The 16,991-nt window shown below is 65.9% G+C and carries 12 protein-coding genes; 5 read left to right on the forward strand and 7 right to left on the reverse strand.

Annotated features, from left to right (window positions below):
- Window positions 1–17 precede the first annotated feature (17 nt).
- On the reverse strand, window positions 18–1,022 hold the full coding sequence (locus AC1RT8_RS20195; protein WP_493077803.1) for a methyltransferase: 1,005 nt from the start codon (window positions 1,020–1,022) through the stop codon (window positions 18–20).
- Entirely contained in the window at window positions 1,019–2,164 is a 1,146-nt protein-coding gene (locus tag AC1RT8_RS20200; protein WP_493077805.1) for a cytochrome P450, read from the reverse strand. Before AC1RT8_RS20200 ends, AC1RT8_RS20195 begins: the two co-directional genes overlap by 4 nt.
- A gap of 474 nt (window positions 2,165–2,638) precedes the next feature.
- Here AC1RT8_RS20200 and AC1RT8_RS20205 point away from each other — a divergent pair, with 474 nt between their 5' ends.
- Window positions 2,639–4,567: a CocE/NonD family hydrolase gene (locus AC1RT8_RS20205; protein ID WP_493077807.1), complete on the forward strand. Its 1,929-nt coding sequence runs from the start codon at window positions 2,639–2,641 to the stop codon at window positions 4,565–4,567.
- A gap of 60 nt (window positions 4,568–4,627) precedes the next feature.
- Here the strand turns inward: AC1RT8_RS20205 and AC1RT8_RS20210 are convergent, their stop codons facing one another.
- The 4 genes from AC1RT8_RS20210 to AC1RT8_RS20225 form a co-directional block, all read right to left on the reverse strand.
- A complete protein-coding gene (locus AC1RT8_RS20210; protein WP_493077808.1) occupies window positions 4,628–5,332 on the reverse strand; it encodes a hypothetical protein in 705 nt (234 codons plus the stop codon).
- 130 nt (window positions 5,333–5,462) lie between these two features.
- The gene (locus tag AC1RT8_RS20215; RefSeq protein WP_493077810.1) at window positions 5,463–5,699 is read right to left on the reverse strand and encodes a hypothetical protein; all 237 of its coding nucleotides are present in this window, start codon (window positions 5,697–5,699) and stop codon (window positions 5,463–5,465) included.
- 67 nt (window positions 5,700–5,766) lie between these two features.
- The gene (locus tag AC1RT8_RS20220; protein ID WP_493077812.1) at window positions 5,767–6,183 is read right to left on the reverse strand and encodes a ribose-phosphate pyrophosphokinase; all 417 of its coding nucleotides are present in this window, start codon (window positions 6,181–6,183) and stop codon (window positions 5,767–5,769) included.
- An 89-nt stretch (window positions 6,184–6,272) separates the two neighbouring features.
- Window positions 6,273–6,665 carry a hypothetical protein gene (locus AC1RT8_RS20225; RefSeq protein WP_493077813.1) on the reverse strand — a complete coding sequence of 131 codons (393 nt, stop codon included), beginning with the start codon at window positions 6,663–6,665 and terminating at the stop codon, window positions 6,273–6,275.
- Window positions 6,666–6,787: 122 nt separating this feature from the next.
- Between AC1RT8_RS20225 and AC1RT8_RS20230 the strand changes: the two genes are divergently transcribed.
- Window positions 6,788–7,567, forward strand: a complete 780-nt coding sequence (locus AC1RT8_RS20230; RefSeq protein WP_493077815.1) for a helix-turn-helix domain-containing protein — start codon at window positions 6,788–6,790, stop codon at window positions 7,565–7,567.
- 184 nt (window positions 7,568–7,751) lie between these two features.
- On the opposite strand, the gene AC1RT8_RS20235 is transcribed toward AC1RT8_RS20230, so the two are convergent.
- Entirely contained in the window at window positions 7,752–8,339 is a 588-nt protein-coding gene (locus tag AC1RT8_RS20235) for an SOS response-associated peptidase family protein (protein WP_493077817.1), read from the reverse strand.
- Window positions 8,340–8,467: 128 nt separating this feature from the next.
- On the opposite strand from AC1RT8_RS20235, the gene AC1RT8_RS20240 reads away from it, so the two are divergent.
- The 3 genes from AC1RT8_RS20240 (at window position 8,468) to AC1RT8_RS20250 (ending at window position 16,972) form a co-directional block, all read left to right on the forward strand.
- Window positions 8,468–9,175, forward strand: coding sequence for a DUF899 family protein (locus AC1RT8_RS20240; protein ID WP_493077819.1), 708 nt, complete (start codon window positions 8,468–8,470; stop codon window positions 9,173–9,175).
- 296 nt (window positions 9,176–9,471) lie between these two features.
- Entirely contained in the window at window positions 9,472–14,877 is a 5,406-nt protein-coding gene (locus AC1RT8_RS20245; protein WP_493077821.1) for a HAMP domain-containing protein, read from the forward strand.
- Between the two features lie 37 nt (window positions 14,878–14,914).
- Window positions 14,915–16,972 (forward strand): response regulator, encoded by a 2,058-nt coding sequence (locus AC1RT8_RS20250; protein WP_493077823.1) that lies wholly within the window; start codon window positions 14,915–14,917, stop codon window positions 16,970–16,972.
- Window positions 16,973–16,991 lie beyond the last annotated feature (19 nt).

The following is a 16,991-nucleotide window of genomic DNA, read 5'->3' on the forward strand; positions in this document are numbered from 1 at the left end:
TCTCTCCGATACTCCCGTCATGCCGGCATCGCCTCGACAATGGCGATGTCGAGCGCGGTGCGCACGATCCGTTCGATCCGGAAACCCGCCCGCGCCAGGAATTCCGCATATTCCGCGGCGCGGCGCACGCGACCGTTGACGGTGGCGAGCAGGAGCAGATCGAACGCCTTGCCCGCCATGCCCTGATCGTCGTCGGCGATCACATCCTCAACGATCAGCAAACGGCCGTCCAGCGCCATCGCCTTGCGGCAATTTTCGACGATCGCGATGGCACGCGCCTCGGGCCAATCGTGCAGGACATGCGACAGCAGATAGGCATCGCACCCCTCGGGCACCGCCTCGAAGAAATCGCCGCCGACGACCCGGCAACGCTCGCCCAGGCCGATCCGCTGCATCGCCTCGCGCCCCGCCTCCGCATTGGCCGGCAGGTCGAACAGGATTCCTTCGAGATGCGGGTTCGCCAGCAGGATGGCGGCGACGAGATTGCCTGCCCCGCCACCAACATCGACGATCCGGCGGATAGGGCCGAAATCATAGGCAGCGACGATCGCATCCGGCTCGTCGCCATGAAAGCCGATCATCGTTTCCCGCACCCGTCGGGCCGTCTCGCTGCCAAGATGATCGTACATCGCGCGCGGCCGGGCATCGAGCAGCGCCGAGCGCCCGGTCCGGACGCTGTCCGACATCTTGCCGACCGCACTCCACATGCCGGGCACGCCCAATGCGCGGACCGCGCTGCGAAGGTTGCTCGGATCGTTCGCGCGCAGCGCCATGCCCAGCGACCCGAGCGAGAAGCGCCCGTCCGGGCCCTCGACGAAGAAGCCATGACCGGTCAGCGAGCGCAGCAGCCGGTAGACCGCAAGCGCGTCGCAGCCGCTTTCCCGCGCCAGATCCGCCGCGGTCCTGGGGCCCTGTTCCAGCATGTCGGCGAACCCGAAATCGGCGACGACCTGTACCGCGCGCGCCACGACATGGGCGCCGGCGAGACCGATCACCTGGGCGCGGATGCTTTTATCCGTCACAATGCCACCTGAAGGCTTTCCGGCGACAATGCTGTCTCCGTCGCGAAATAGCGGATCTCGTCAAGCGGGCGGATCGAGCGCAGAGCGGAGGACCGCTTGAGCAGGGTCGCCACCGCGATATTGACCGTCGCCCGGCCGATCTGCGCGCCGATACAGGCATGGGCGCCGGAGCCGAACGCGAAATGCCGGCTATTGCCCCGATCGAGCCGAAGCCGGTCGGCCTGCTCGAACTGCGCGGGATCGCGATTGGCCGCGCTCACGCAGAGCCGCACCTCGGCGCCCGCCGGAACCATCACCCCGTCAAGCTCGACATCGGCTCGCGCCACGCGCGGCACCATATGCTCGGGCGGATGGAGCCTCAGCACCTCCTCGACGAACGGCCTGACCAGAGCGGGATCGGCCCGTAGCGCCTGCTGGTCCCGCTCGTCCTCGATCATGCGCAGGATGGCGCGGGAGATGACCCTCTGGGTGGTCGTCGTGCCGGCCAGCCACATCAGCCGGACGAGGCTCCGCGCCGATTCTTCGGGGATCTCGGCGTCGATCAGCGCGTCGAACATCGACGAGCGGTGCGCCATCGCATCGAGGCTCGTGATGAAAGCGGCAAGCGGGTCGGCCGTGCTCATGGAGCGCGCTTCGGCCGCGACGATATCCTCCACGCCGGCCGCGTCGAGCCCGAGCAGATCGGCGGTAACGCCGCGGCTGACCGGGATGCCATAGTCGGAGACCACGTCCAGTTCGGGCCGTACCAGCGCATCGGCCAGGCGCGATACCGTCTCCTCCAGTCGCGCCGTCACCGCGGGCGAGAAGAGCTTCGCGACGGTACGCCGCATCGCCGTCTGCTCGGGCGGATCGGCGGCGAGCAGCACCGCGTCGACATCGCGATAGGGCGCGTTGGAGAAATGCTCGGGCCGGGCAAAGGCCGAGCGAACCGCTTCGTGGCCGAGCACGATCCAGTAATCGTGCCGGGGCAGGAACAGCACCGATCCTTCCCGCCGCAGCGCCTCGTAATGCGGAAAGGGATCGCCGACGATCTCCGGCGCGCGCAGGTCGATCGTCGTCGCCGACAGGGGCGGCGCAGCCGGCGGCCGGCGGCGCAACAGCGGCCGCACGCGGCGCGCAACGGCGGCGACATAGCGCCTCATCGACCTTCCCCCTCTCTCGCTGGCCCACCCAGCCCAACGCGGCCCGCAGGCCCGGATTGGGCAGCATATGCCCGCGATACTTCAGATGGTTGGTGTCGATATAGATCGGCCCGCCATCCCGCAACGCGCCGGGAACATGATGCCGAATAGCGACGCCGCGGAGAGGGTTGAATCGACGCGGCGGCCGGGGCCGGGCGATACGCTTGCTGGAAATGTCAGTAGGGTCACTGACATTTTCAGCAGGGCTGCTCAACATCATTGTTATATATCAATGATTTATGCAGATCGTAAAATTGCAGCCACTGACATTTTGTCAGTGGGTCGGTGAAGCGCGGCAGGCGCGGGCCCTCAAAATTCACTCTGCCCCCTTTTCCTGCCGGTAGCCTGGCGGTCGCCGTCGCACCGGGTTGACACAGTAGAGCACCCTTGGCCATTCCACCCATCCGGGACATAAAATAACAAGGGACATTGCTCATGCGGTTCGGGTTCGCGCTTCTCGCCACGACGCTCCTTTCCTCCATGGCCGTCGCTCAGTCGACGCCGACTACCGCGCCAGCCAAGGACGCCTCGGCGCCGGGCGGCGACATCCCCGCCAAGTTCACGCCGCCCACCGCCGACCAGGATTATGTGAAGCGCGAAGTGATGGTCCCGATGCGCGACGGGACGAAGCTCTACACCGTCATCGTCTATGCCAAGGGGCTGACGAACGCGCCGATCGTGCTGACCCGCACGCCCTATAACGCCAAGGGTCGTGCCAATCGCATGGACAGCGCGAGCGAACTGTCGACCCTGCCGCTCAGCGACGAGATGTTCGTCAAGGCCGGCTATATCCGCGTCTATCAGGACATCCGCGGCAAATATGGCTCGGAGGGCGATTATGTCGTCACCCGGCCAGTGATCGGCCCACTCAACCGGACCAAGGTCGATCACGTCACCGACGCCTATGATACGATCGACTGGCTGGTGAACAAGGCGAACCTGCCCGAATCGAATGGCAAGGTCGGCATGATCGGCTCCTCTTATGAGGGCTTCACCGTCGTGATGGCGCTGCTCGCCCCGCACCCGGCGCTGAAGGTCGCTGCGCCGCAAAGCCCGATGATCGATGGCTGGATGGGCGACGACTGGTTCCATTACGGTGCCTTCCGCCTGACCAATATCGGCTGGCTCGGCGGGCAGACCGGCTACAAGGGCGCGGGCAAGGCGCCGCCATCGGGCGGCTATGACGATTACGAGAATTTCCGGAAGATCTCGGCCGGAGACTGGGCGAAGAAATCGGGGTACGACCAGCTGCCGTACTGGAACCGCATGGTGCAGCATCCGGCCTATGACGAATTCTGGTCGGGCCAGGCGCTCGACAAGCTGCTCGCCGCCAGCCCTTCCAACGTGCCGACGCTCTGGGAACAGGGCTTGTGGGACCAGGAGGATATGTGGGGCGCGATCCACAGCTATGAAACGCTGGTCAAGGCGGGGCATGCATCGAACAACTACCTCGTGATGGGCCCGTGGCGGCACAGCCAGATCAACCGCGAGGGCCGCAGCCTGGGCCCGTTCAACTGGAACGGCGACACCGCAGCGCAGTATCGCGAGGACATGGTCCTGCCCTTCTTCAACCAGTATCTGAAGGACGGCCCGGCGGTGACGCTGCCGGCGGCGGCGATCTACAACACCGCCGCAAACCATTGGGACCGCTTCAGCAGCTGGCCGCTTGCCTGCGAGAAAGGCTGCGCCACACCGCTGACGCCGATCTATCTCCAGGGCGACAAGGGCCTCGGCTTCGACAAGCCAGCGGGTGGGGGCGATTCCTATCTCGCCGATCCCGCCAACCCGGTGCCGCATCTGCCGCGCCCGGTGAATTTCGACGACGGGCGCTGGGGCGACTGGCTGGTGCAGGATCAGCGCTCGGTCGACGGGCGGCCCGATGTGATGAGCTACACCTCACCAGTGCTGACCAAGACGGTGAAGGTATCGGGCGTGCCGATGGCCGATATCTTCGCGAAGACGACGGGCACGGACGGCGATTTCGTCGTCAAGCTGATCGACGTCTATCCCGACGAAGTCGCCAGCAATACCAAGATGGGCGGATATCAGCTGGCGATCAGCCTCGACATCTTCCGCGGGCGCTATCGCGACAGCTTCTCGAACCCGACTGCGATTCCCGCCGGCAAGGTGCAGGAATACAAGTTCAGGCTGCCTGCCGTGAACCATGAATTCCTGCCGGGGCATCGCATCATGGTGCAGGTCCAGTCCTCGCTGTTCCCGCTTTACGATCGCAACCCGCAGACCTTCGTGCCGAACATCTTCCTGGCCAAGCCGGGCGATTACAAGAAGGCGACCGTCTCGATCGAGCGTGGCGGGGCGACTGCCAGCGCGGTGCTGCTGCCGGTGGTTTCCGGGGCGGAGTGAGGTGCAAGGGGCGCCCGGAGATTCGACGATCCCCGGGCGCTGCTCGCTGGTGCCGTGCGCCTATGCCGAAGCGCGTGACGCTGCAGCCTGATCAGCCGGCTCTTGCAGCAACAGCCACGCAGCAAGCGGGGCGAACGTGACGAACACCAGCGGCAGGTAAAGGTCCGAATAGAGCGCGTCGAAGCGCGGGCCGAGGACGTTGACATCAAACATGCGCAAGGCGAGGCGGGCGGCATTCAGCCCGAAGGCGAAGCGGGCCAGCCAGTCGTATCGACCGCCACCCAGCGCGAAGCAGAGCAGCAGGCTGCCCAGCAGCCAGGACAGGCCGAGCGGGAAATAGACGGCGCTTTGCACGGCGGCGAAGACACCCGGGATCCGCAACAGCCACGCCTGGGTCGCGGCGTCGGTCGCGGCCTGATATTGCGCGGGCAGCTGAAGGTAGATGTAGAACAGCTCGACGGCGCGCAGCTGGATCTCGAAGAGGCAGAAGGTGAAGAAGCCCAGAAAGGCCAGGATCGAAAGAGTCGGCCTGCGCCGGAAGGTCGCCCCGCAACAGACCAGGAAGAGATAGATGAGCCCGAAAAAGGAGAGCAGCATCAGGATCGCGCGCGCAATGTTGAGCGGCGCGGCGCCTTGCAGCAATTCCTGTACTGGGCCGCTCGGCGGCGGCAGCTGGCCGAACACGAACCACTGGAAGGACTGGATCGCGATATAGACGATCGCGACGGCGGCCGCCGCGATGCGGTGCTGCTTCGACTCTGTCATCTGCACTCCCATGCATCGCCCGGAAGCCACCGGTCGCCTGGCGACGCTGGATGGTGGAAGCAGCGCGATCAATCGTCAACGGCGCATGGTGTCCGTTTTAGCGGTTCACCGTCTCCGACGCCACGCCTGATCAGAGGGGAATTTTCCACCCGATACTGGAGTCGATATCGCACATCGCCTGATCGAGATACTCGGACGAACCTGTCCGGCTGGTTCCACTGATATCATCATCTTCCGCGAGCCGATCTGCGTAGGCTCCCGCCCGGTCGAGATGAAAGTCGCGAAGCTCGACCGTGTCGGCCGCTTTCGACCGCCGCAATTCTTCGCGAAGCCCATGCCAATATTCGACGCGTTCGGGCTTTATCATCGGCTTGCTCCAGCGTGAGCCGCGGACATGGCGAGCGCGGTTGGCCCGCGCAAGGCTGGCGCTCCCGCTAGGCCGTCTCGCTCCGCCACCAGTCGAACACCTCCTCCTGCAGCCCGCGCACGAAGGCGAGCGCCTCGGCCCCGGTCCAGGGCCCGTCATAGCCATGCCGCATGGCGATGCCGCCGACCCACCAGCCCTGGCCGGGCAGTCCATCGGATTCGCGCACGACCAGCACCGCCAGCCCGGGCTCGCCCGCCTCGGCGCCCGCGCTGTCGACCGCATCGAGCGTCTTGCACACGGCGCGCATCTTCGGCCGGGTGAAGCGATGGCCCAGTTCGGCCAGCAGGTGCGAATAGCTGATCGGCTCGCCCGCTCTGGCCGAGGCGACCAGGATGGCGCGGACCCGGGCCACATCGCCGATCGCGTTGTCGGCGGGCGTGGGCAGGTGCGCCGGGCCGTCCATGGCGGTGCGAGGCTTGCTCATCGCTGCGGATCATGCCGCATGGCGACGGGTTTCGCGAGCCTCGTCTTGATCGCCCGAACGGGCGGCTCGTAACGAGCCGCCCGGCAGGTTCAGGCAGCGGCGGCATAGGCCGCGCGCGGGCGATGGCCGAATTCGAGCCAGGCCAGCACTGCTACCACCAGCGCCTGAGCGAGGACGAACGCCGTGCCGAACAAGGTCGGCTCCGTCATCAGCACGACGGCGATGCTGGCCGCGACCCAGCCGATATTGCCGATGACCGCGAGCATCACCAGCGGGCCGCTCAGCATCGCAGTCTTCGCCATCCAGCCGAACAAAGCGGCGACCGGGAACAGGCTGCACCCCGCCACCAGCAGCAACGTCGGGTGGAGCCCGGTCGGGCCAGCGAGCAAGCCTGCGCCGAGGCTCATCGCCGCGCCGGCCGCGAGGCAGGTGAGCGCGTCCAGGCCCAGGATCGTGCGGATGGTTTTGGTCGTGTCGGTCATGGCTACCTCCTTCATGTTGGTGCGGCGCTTTTCGGCGAAGGAGGTAGGCGCGTCGATTACCTGTGAGGTAATGGTGGCGCGATGAGTGCCGGGCCATGGTCCGGCGCAGATGGAGGAAGGACATGACGCCTGCGCGGAATATCGGGGATCAGTTGCGCGAATGGCGCCGGATCCGGCGGATGAGCCAGCTCGATCTCGCGCTGGAGACGGAGATATCCTCGCGCCATCTGAGCTTCCTCGAAACCGGCCGCGCGCGGCCGAGCCGCGAGATGGTGCTGCGCCTGTCGGAGCAGCTCGACATGCCGATGCGCGAGCGGAACCTGATGCTCGCCGCCGCCGGCTTCGCCCCGCTGTTCGGCGAACGATCGCTCGACGACCCCGCCATGGCCGGCGCGCGCCGGGCGATCGACCTGATCCTGGCCGGGCACGAGCCCTGGCCGGCGCTGGCGGTCGACCGGCACTGGAACCTGATTGCGGCGAACCGTGGGGTGGCGCCGTTGCTGGCGGGGGTCGAGGCCGCGCTGCTGGACAAACCGAACGTGATGCGGCTGGCGCTGCACCCGCAGGGGCTCGCGCCGCGCATCGTCAACCTGGCGGAGTGGCGGCACCATCTGATCGCGCGGCTCAGGCGCCAGGCACAGGCGGCGGGCGACAGGGAGCTTGATGCACTGGTGAGCGAGCTGGAGGCCTATCCCGCCCCGCCCGCTTCCGATGCGCGGCCGGAGGATCTGGGCGGGATCGCGGTGCCGCTGAAACTGCTCGCGGGCGACCGGGTGCTGAGTTTCCTCAGCACCACGACCGTATTCGGGACGGCGCAGGACGTGACCTTGTCCGAACTGACGCTGGAGACGTTTTTTCCGGCGGATGACGCTACGGCAGAGGCGGTGCGGGGGACGATCTGAAGGATAGCAGCGGCTCCTGCTTCCTTGTGCTCCCGCGAAGGCGGGAGCCCAGACTGGGTCCCCGCCTTCGCGGGGACACAATAGGCCTTGTCCAAAAGGGTCAGGCAGTTCCGCAAACCAAGCGGCCAAAGAATGTGCGGAACGGTGGATGCCGGAACGAGTCCGGCATGACGAATGGAAAGCCCTACCCCACCTGCTCCACCGCCAGGCTGCCCGCCGGCAGCGCGTGCAGCACTTCCTTCGCCGGCACCGAAGGATCGAGCCAGTCCACCCAACGCGAGCGATCCAGGATTGCGATCTGGCGGTCGTGATAGGGCGCGATGTCAGGCCCCGGCTCCATCGTCAGCATGGTGAAGGCCTCGCCCACATCGCTGGTGCGCCACAGGCCGGCGATGCAGAACCAGGGCTGGCCCTTCATCGTGAACAGCCATTTGTCCTTGCGCTTCTTCTTCGGGTCCTCGGGCGTGGTGAATTCATAGAAGCCGTCAGCGAGGATCAGGCAGCGGCCATTTGCGAACTCGCGGCCGTCGGAGCGGAAATTATAGACCGGCTTGCGGTTCGGACCCGGCCAGCTCCAGCGGCGCTGCACCAGTTCGCCCGCGGCGCGCGTGCCCGTCACCGAACGGACGATGGGCGCCGTATCGGTGATCTTGATGTCGGCGCGCGGCTCGATATTGGGCTGGCCTTCCGGGAAGCGGATGTCGATCTCAAGCTCGGCAAAGCCGTCGATGATCGTCGCGCCGTCGATCACGAGCCGATAGTCGTTGCACATATGACCTCCATAACCCTGCCTGCGACAATATAAAGCCGCTCGCCGGCTGGAAGGAGCCGCCGGCCCGCCCGGCCGTGGAACTTCGCCAGGCGCTCTGTCATTATCCCGCAAAATCCGGGAGAGAGATCATGGCGACCGCGACCAAAGACCTGCCCACGGCGAACGAACTCGCGGCGCGGAGCCGCAGCCGCTACCCCAATGAAAGCGCCGACTATCGCCGCGCGCGCACTGCCCTGCTTGCCGAGGAGATCGAACTGCGCCGCCGGATCGAGCGCGTCGCCGAGCAGCGCCGCAACCTGCCGCCAGGCGGCGAAGTGCCGCGGGATTATGTGTTCGAGGGCGAGAACGGTCCGGTCAGCTTCAGCGCGCTGTTCGGCGACCATGATACCCTGGTCGTCTACAGCTACATGTTCGGGCCCGAGCGCGAGCGCCCATGCCCGATGTGCACGGCTTTTCTCGGCCCGCTCAACGCCAGCACGCCCGATCTGCAGCGCAACATCGCCCTGGCTGTGGTGGCGCGTGCGCCGATCGAACGGCTGCTCGCCTTCAAGCAGGAGCGCGGCTGGCGGCACCTGCCGCTCTATACCGATACGAGCGAGGCCTATGGCCGCGACTATCTGACCTGGTTCGACGAAGGTGACGGCTCCGGCATCAACGTCTTCACGAAGCGCAACGGAGTCATCCGTCATTTCTGGGGCGCCGAGATGGGCGGCGAGACCGCCGATCCCGGCGAGGATCCGCGCGGCGCGCCGGACATGACGCCGCTCTGGAACATGCTTGATCTGACGCCGCGCGGTCGCGACCCGACATGGTATCCCAAGGTCGATTACGACTGATTTCTTCGCAACATGTACAGGATAGTCGGAAGTTCTTTCAGGCCCGGATTGACCAATTTCCACCAACCGTCGCGCCGCCGGCAGGGCGAGTGGGCATAATGCGCTAACCTGGATCAAGAATCGGGCGACCCGGTTACTGCGCCGATGCGCTCGGCTTGTTGCACGTGCGCCAATTCAGGTGCCGCTCATCTCGAAAAATTCAGTAGCTGTTGAGGAACGGTGCGGTATGTTGCGCATCGCGAGGCCGGGGGGCCGGACAAGGACCTTGGGGTGGGGAGAGTGTCAGGGAGCTGAGCTTGAACATCGAAACCCCGCGCGAGTCGCTCGACCGCCGCCAGATCGTGTCCGCCCTGCGTGCGCTTCGCCGCGGCGATTTCACCACGCGCCTGCCGGAAGACCTGTCCGGCACCGATGCCGAACTCGCCACTTTGTTCAACGAGGTCGTCGGGCTGAACCAGCAGATGACCGAGGAATTCGAGCGCCTGTCGCGCGTCGTCGGCAAGGAAGGCAAGATCACCCAGCGCGGCCGGGTGAAGGCCGCGACCGGCGGGTGGGAAAGCGCGATCCGCTCCGTCAACGAGCTGATCGAGGACATGGTGCAGCCGACCGCCGAGGTCGCGCGCGTGATCGGCGCGGTGGCGAAGGGCGACCTCTCGCAATCGATGACGGTCGAGATCGACGGGCGGCCGCTGCGCGGCGAATTCCTGCGCATCGGCAAAGTGGTGAACACCATGGTCGAGCAGCTCGCCTCCTTCGCATCCGAAGTGACGCGCGTGGCGCGCGAGGTGGGGACCGAGGGCAAATTGGGCGGCCAGGCGACGGTGCGCGGCGTGGCCGGCACCTGGAAGGACCTGACCGACAACGTCAACGCGATGGCGACCAATCTTACCGGCCAGGTGCGCAACATCGCCGAGGTGACCACCGCTGTGGCGTCGGGCGACCTTTCCAAGAAGATCACGGTGGAGGTGAAGGGCGAGATCCTCGAGCTGAAGAACACCATCAACACCATGGTGGACCAGCTCAACAGCTTCGCCTCCGAGGTGACGCGCGTGGCGCGCGAGGTCGGCACCGAGGGCAAACTCGGCGGCCAGGCACGCGTGGAAGGCGTCGCGGGTACCTGGAAGGACCTGACCGACAACGTCAATCTGATGGCGGACAATCTTACCGGCCAGGTGCGCAACATCGCCGAAGTGACGACCGCCGTGGCGTCAGGCGATCTCTCCAAGAAGATCACCGTCGACGTGAAGGGTGAGATCCTCGAGCTCAAGAACACCATCAACGTGATGGTCGATCAGCTCAACGGCTTCGCGTCCGAAGTGACGCGCGTGGCGCGCGAAGTGGGCACCGAGGGCAAGCTGGGCGGGCAGGCGCAGGTGCCGGGCGTGGGCGGCACGTGGAAGGATCTGACCGACAACGTGAACCTGATGGCCGACAATCTCACCGGCCAGGTGCGCAACATCGCCGAGGTGACGACCGCCGTGGCGTCGGGCGATCTCTCCAAGAAGATCACCGTCGATGTGAAGGGCGAGATCCTCGAACTCAAGAACACCATCAACACCATGGTGGACCAGCTCAACGGCTTCGCCTCCGAAGTGACGCGCGTGGCGCGCGAAGTGGGCACCGAGGGCAATCTCGGCGGCCAGGCGCAGGTGCCGGGCGTCGCGGGCACCTGGGCCGACCTGACCGACAATGTGAATTTGATGGCGGCGAACCTGACCGGCCAGGTGCGCAACATCGCCGAGGTGACCACGGCCGTGGCGCGCGGCGACCTGTCCAAGAAGATCACCGTCGACGTGAAGGGTGAGATTCTCGAGCTGAAGAATACCATCAACGTGATGGTCGATCAGCTCAACGGCTTCGCGTCCGAAGTGACGCGCGTGGCGCGCGAGGTGGGATCGGAAGGCAAGCTCGGCGGGCAGGCGCAGGTGGAAGGCGTGGCCGGGACCTGGAAGGACCTGACCGACAACGTCAATCTGATGGCGGGCAATTTGACCGGCCAGGTGCGTAACATCGCCGAAGTGACCACCGCCGTGGCGCGCGGCGACCTGTCCAAGAAAATCACCGTCGACGTGAAGGGTGAGATCCTGGAGTTGAAGGACACCATCAACGTGATGGTCGATCAGCTCAACAGCTTCGCCTCGGAAGTGACGCGCGTGGCACGCGAGGTGGGCTCCGAAGGCAAGCTCGGCGGGCAGGCCAAGGTGGAGGGCGTGGGCGGCACCTGGAAGGACCTGACCGACAACGTCAACGAGCTGGCCGCGAACCTGACCGGCCAGGTGCGCAACATCGCCGAGGTGACGACCGCCGTGGCGCTGGGCGACCTTTCCAAGAAGATCACCGTCGATGTGAAGGGCGAAATCCTCGAGCTGAAGAACACCATCAACACCATGGTGGATCAGCTCAACAGCTTCGCCTCCGAGGTGACGCGCGTGGCGCGCGAGGTCGGCACCGAGGGCAAACTCGGCGGCCAGGCGCAGGTGCGCGGGGTCGCCGGGACCTGGAAGGACCTCACCGATAACGTTAATCTGATGGCTGATAATCTAACCGGTCAGGTTCGCAACATCGCCGAGGTGACCACCGCCGTGGCGAAGGGCGATCTGTCCAAGAAGATCACCGTCGACGTGAAGGGCGAGATCCTCGAGTTGAAGAACACCATCAACGTGATGGTCGATCAGCTCAACGGCTTCGCCTCCGAAGTGACACGCGTGGCGCGCGAAGTCGGTACCGAGGGCAAGCTGGGTGGGCAGGCGCAGGTGCCGGGCGTGGGCGGCACGTGGAAGGACCTGACCGACAACGTCAACCTGATGGCGACCAACCTGACCAACCAGGTGCGCGGCATCGCCGACGTGGTGACCGCGGTGGCGCAGGGCAACCTCAAGCGCAAGCTCGCGGTGGACGCCAAGGGCGAGATCGCGGCGCTGGCCGACACGATCAACGGCATGATCGAGACGTTGTCGACCTTCGGCGACCAGGTGACCAACATGGCGCGCGAGGTCGGCATCGAAGGCCGGCTCGGCGGCCAGGCGCGCGTGCCGGGCGCCGCCGGCCTGTGGCGCGACCTGACCGACAACGTCAACCAGCTCGCCGCCAACCTGACCAACCAGGTGCGATCGATCGCCGATGTGGCGACCGCGGTGACCAAGGGCGACCTTACCCGCTCGATCGCGGTGGAGGCGTCGGGCGAGATGGCCTCGCTCAAGGACAACATCAACGAGATGATCCGCAACCTTAAGGAGCAGACGCTGAAGAATGCGGAGCAGGATTGGCTGAAGACCAACCTGGCCCGCTTCTCGCGCATGCTGCAGGGCGAGCGCGATCTGACCACCGTGTCCAACCTGATCATGACCGAGCTCGCGCCGCTGGTGAACGCGCAGTATGGCGTGTTCTACGTCACCAATCGCGACAATGACGAAACCGTGCTCGAGCTGGCCGCAAGCTATGGCGCGGAGAATCGCAGCGAGTTGAAATCCGAGTTCAAGCTGCGCGAAGGACTGGTCGGCCAGGCGGCGGCGGACAAGCGCCCGATCCTGCTGCAGAACATGCCGGCCGATTTCATCCGGATCGGCTCCGGCCTGGGCCATGCCGCGCCGACCAACGTCAACATCCTGCCAGCCCTGTTCGAGGACGAAGTGAAGGCAGTGATCGAACTCGCCTCGTTCAGCGAGTTCAACGAGACTCACCAGACCTTCCTCGACCAGCTGATGGAATCGGTCGGCATCGTGCTCAACACCATCGCCGCGACGATGCGCACCGAGGGCCTGCTGAAACAGTCCCAGCTGCTCACCCAGGAGCTTCAGGCGCGCCAGACCGAGCTGACCACCAAGCAGGAGGAGCTCCACGCCACCAACGAGGAACTGCAGGAGAAGGCGCAGCTGCTGGAGAACGAGAAGAAGCAGGTCGAGGCGAAGAATCTCGAGATCGAAATGGCGCGGCGCGCGGTGGAGGAGAAGGCCGAGCAGCTTGCCCTCACCTCCAAATACAAGTCCGAATTCCTCGCCAATATGAGCCACGAGCTGCGCACGCCGCTCAACTCGCTGCTGATCCTGTCGAAGCTGCTGGCGGACAATCCGCACGGCAATCTCAACGAGAAGCAGACCGAGTTCGCGCGCACGATCAACTCGGCCGGGTCCGACCTGCTCAACCTGATCAACGACATCCTCGATCTGTCGAAGATCGAATCCGGCACCGTCTCGATCGAGGTCGGCGACATGCCGATGCACGCGCTCAAGCAGCATATGGAACGCACCTTCCGCCAGCTCGCCGCGGACAAGAACCTGGAGTTCAAGGTCGAGTTCGACAGCGACCTGCCCGCCACGATCCGCACCGACGAAAAAAGGCTGCAACAGGTCGTGCTCAACCTCTTGTCCAACGCGTTCAAGTTCACCGCGCAAGGATCGGTCACCTTGTCGGTCGGCAGCGCCCGGGCGGGATGGAGCAGCAACCATCCGGTGCTGCGCAACGCCGATCATGCGATCGAGATCGCGGTGACCGATACCGGCATCGGCATCCCGCAGGACAAGCAGAAGCTGATCTTCGAGGCGTTCCAGCAGGCCGACGGCACGACCAGCCGCAAATATGGCGGCACCGGCCTCGGCCTCTCGATCAGCCGCGAGATCGCACGGCTGCTCGGCGGCGAGCTGAAGGTCCGCTCGACCCCGGGCGAGGGATCGACCTTCACCCTGTTCGTGCCGCTCCAGGCGCTCGATACGGGCACCGGCCCGGCCGCGACCACCACTGCACGCTACGACAATAGCGGGGCGATCGTGCCCAACGCCCTGCCCGCGCCGCTCGACGTGACCGACGACCGGGATTCGCTCGGCGATTCCCCGTTCGTGCTGATCATCGAGGACGACCCGACCTTCGCCTCGATCCTGCTCGACATCGCGCGCGAGACCGGGCTGAAGGGCGTCGTCTCGACCACCGGCGCCGGCACCCTGGCGCTGGCGCGGAAGCTCCAGCCCAATGCGATCACGCTCGATCTCGGCTTGTCGGATATCGACGGCTTCGTGCTGCTCGATCTGCTGCGGCACGACCCCAGGACCATGCACCTGCCGATCCATGTCATTTCCGGTGCCGACAAGCTGGGCATGGCGATGGACATGGGCGCGTTCGGCGTGACCGAGAAGCCGGCCGCGCCCGAGGCGCTGTCGGCGGTGTTCCGCGATCTCGCCCGCGTCGCGCGCAGCCAACCCGCGGCGCCGGCCGCAACGATCGTCGATGGCGCCGAACCGGTCTCGGGCCTGCCCGAGGTACCCGAACTGGCGGGGTCGAAGATGCTGATCGTCGACGACGATATCCGGAACATCTATTCCCTCACGAGCGTATTGGAGAGCTACGACGTCGAGGTCGTGCACGCCGAGGGTGGCAAGGACGGCATCCTGATTCTCGAACAGACTCCGGGCATCGATCTGGCGCTGATCGACATCATGATGCCCGAGATGGACGGGTACGAAACGATGCAGCGCATCCGGGCTCTTCCCGAGCTTGCCGATATCCCGCTGATCGCGGTGACGGCCAAGGCGATGAAGGGCGACCGCCAGAAATGCCTGGATGCGGGCGCCTCCGATTACATCGCCAAGCCGGTCGACATCGAGTTGCTGCTGGCCTTGCTCCGTGTCTGGGTCGCCCGCTCGCGCGATCGTGCGTCGGCCGCCAGGCCGAGGCGCCGCCCGACTGTCCGAACCGCCACGGCGGCGGAGTGATCCGGTGCCGCGCAAACATCCTCTCGCTGTTCAGCCCGTGGCACTCGCCGAGGCGCCGCCGTTGCTGAAGGTCGTGCCCGAGCCGGCGGCGCGCGCGCGCATCCTGGTGGTCGACGACGACGAACATAATCTGCTCGCGATCCGCACCGTGCTCGAGGATGTCGGCGACGTGATCGTCGCCAAATCGGGGCCGGAGGCGCTGCGCGAATTGCTGCGCGGCGATTTCGCGGTGATCCTGCTCGACGTCTATATGCCCGGCATGGACGGCTATGAGGTCGCGCAGATGGTGCGCGGCCGCGAGCAGACCAAGCGCATCCCGATCATCTTCCTCTCCGCCGTCAACAAGGAGACGGAACATCTGATCCGCGGCTATTCGATGGGCGCGGTCGATTATGTGTTCAAGCCGGTCGAACCGATCGTGCTGCGCTCCAAGGTGGCGGTGTTCGTCGATCTGTTCCAGATGACGCTCGAGATACGGCGCAAGGCCCAGGCCGAGCAGGCGTTGCTCGACGCCACGATCAGGGCCAATGACCAGCGCTTGAAGGCGGAACGCCAGCTGCGCCTCGCCGAACAGCGCCAGGGCGCGATCATCCAGTCGCTGCCGATCCTGCTCTATCTGGAGACCGAGGGCGTCTACCCGCGCGTGCCGAAGCTGATCAGCGGCGATTTCACCGCGATGACCGGGTTTCCCCTGGACGCGGTACGGCGCACCCCGACCCTGTGGCACGACCGGCTCCATCCCGACGACAAGGATCGAGTCGAAGCGACGCTCAGGGGCCGGGCGCACGGCGCGCCGCTGGCGATGGAGTATCGCTGGCAGCATGCCGACGGGCGCTATCGCCATGTGCTCGACCAGGCAGTGATGATGCGCGACATGGACGGCAAGCCGATGGAATATGCCGGCACCCTGCTTGATGTGACCGACCGCAAGGATCTGGAAACGCAGCTGCTCCACGTCCGCAAGATGGACGCGATCGGCAAGCTGACCGGCGGCATCGCGCACGACTTCAACAACCTGCTCGCCGCGGTGATCGGCGGCCTCGGCATGATCGAGCGCCGCGTGCCGCTGGCCGAGGAGCATCGCAAGATCCTGGCGATGACCCAGCATGCCGCGGGCCAGGGCAGCGAGCTGGTCTCCCGCCTGCTCGCCTTCGCGCGCAAACAGAAGCTCGAGCCGGCGGCGATCGACCTGGCCGCCCTGTCCGACTCCGTCAGCAACCTGCTGTCGCACACGCTGGGCGGGCTGGTGGAGATCGCCTGGGACATCGAACCCGGCGTCGCCCATCCCTATGCCGACGAAGCCCAGCTCGAGCTGGCGATCATGAACCTCGCGATCAACGCGCGCGACGCCATGCCCGAAGGCGGCACGATCCATATCTCGGCGCGTAATGCCGAGGTCGGCGCGCGCGACGATCTCGATCTGCCGCCGGGCGACTATGTCGTGCTGACCGTCGGCGATACCGGCTGCGGCATCGCCCCCGACCTGCTCGAACGCGTGATGGAGCCGTTCTTCACCACCAAGGATGTCGGCAAGGGCACCGGGCTCGGCCTCAGCATGGTCTATGGGTTCGCCAACCAGTCGGGCGGCACCGTGCGGATCGACAGCCGCGAGGGCGAGGGCACCAGGGTCGCGCTGTGGCTGCCCCGCGCCGCGGCGTGCGCGCCGAAGCCGGCACCGGCTGAACCGGCCCAGGCACTCGCGGAAAGCACCAGCCTGAACATCCTGCTGGTCGACGATCATGAGGGCGTTCGCGCAACCACCGCGGCGTTGCTTGAGGATCTCGGGCACGTCCCGGTCAGCACCGCGGACGGCCCTGCGATGCTCGACCTGCTGGAGCGCGATCCGGACAAGGTCGACCTGATCATCAGCGATTATGCCATGCCGCATGTCTCCGGCGCCGAAGTGATCCGCCGTGCACGCCAGATCCGGCCGGCGCTGCCCGCGATCATCATCACCGGCTATGCCGACAGCAGCGCGCTCGACCTGACCGGCGAGCATGTCATCGCGGTCAACAAGCCCTTTTCGCCGGCCCAGATGAAGGACGCCATCCGGCGGGCGATGGAAACAACCATAACGGATGGCGCCCCAGCGTAAACCGCGCCGCGACGAGGCA

It is taken from the genome of Sphingomonas sp. GW821-FHT10F11, from assembly GCF_058809095.1.

Bases quoted from the DNA above. Each gene is read 5' to 3' on its own strand.
- AC1RT8_RS20210 (WP_493077808.1), bottom strand. From the start codon at position 5,332: ATGACAGAGTCGAAGCAGCACCGCATCGCGGCGGCCGCCGTCGCGATC.
- AC1RT8_RS20240 (WP_493077819.1), top strand. From the start codon at position 8,468: ATGGCGACCGCGACCAAAGACCTGCCCACGGCGAACGAACTCGCGGCG.
- AC1RT8_RS20215 (WP_493077810.1), bottom strand. From the start codon at position 5,699: ATGATAAAGCCCGAACGCGTCGAATATTGGCATGGGCTTCGCGAAGAA.
- AC1RT8_RS20205 (WP_493077807.1), top strand. From the start codon at position 2,639: ATGCGGTTCGGGTTCGCGCTTCTCGCCACGACGCTCCTTTCCTCCATG.
- AC1RT8_RS20225 (WP_493077813.1), bottom strand. From the start codon at position 6,665: ATGACCGACACGACCAAAACCATCCGCACGATCCTGGGCCTGGACGCG.
- AC1RT8_RS20220 (WP_493077812.1), bottom strand. From the start codon at position 6,183: ATGAGCAAGCCTCGCACCGCCATGGACGGCCCGGCGCACCTGCCCACG.
- AC1RT8_RS20200 (WP_493077805.1), bottom strand. From the start codon at position 2,164: ATGAGGCGCTATGTCGCCGCCGTTGCGCGCCGCGTGCGGCCGCTGTTG.
- AC1RT8_RS20235 (WP_493077817.1), bottom strand. From the start codon at position 8,339: ATGTGCAACGACTATCGGCTCGTGATCGACGGCGCGACGATCATCGAC.
- AC1RT8_RS20230 (WP_493077815.1), top strand. From the start codon at position 6,788: ATGACGCCTGCGCGGAATATCGGGGATCAGTTGCGCGAATGGCGCCGG.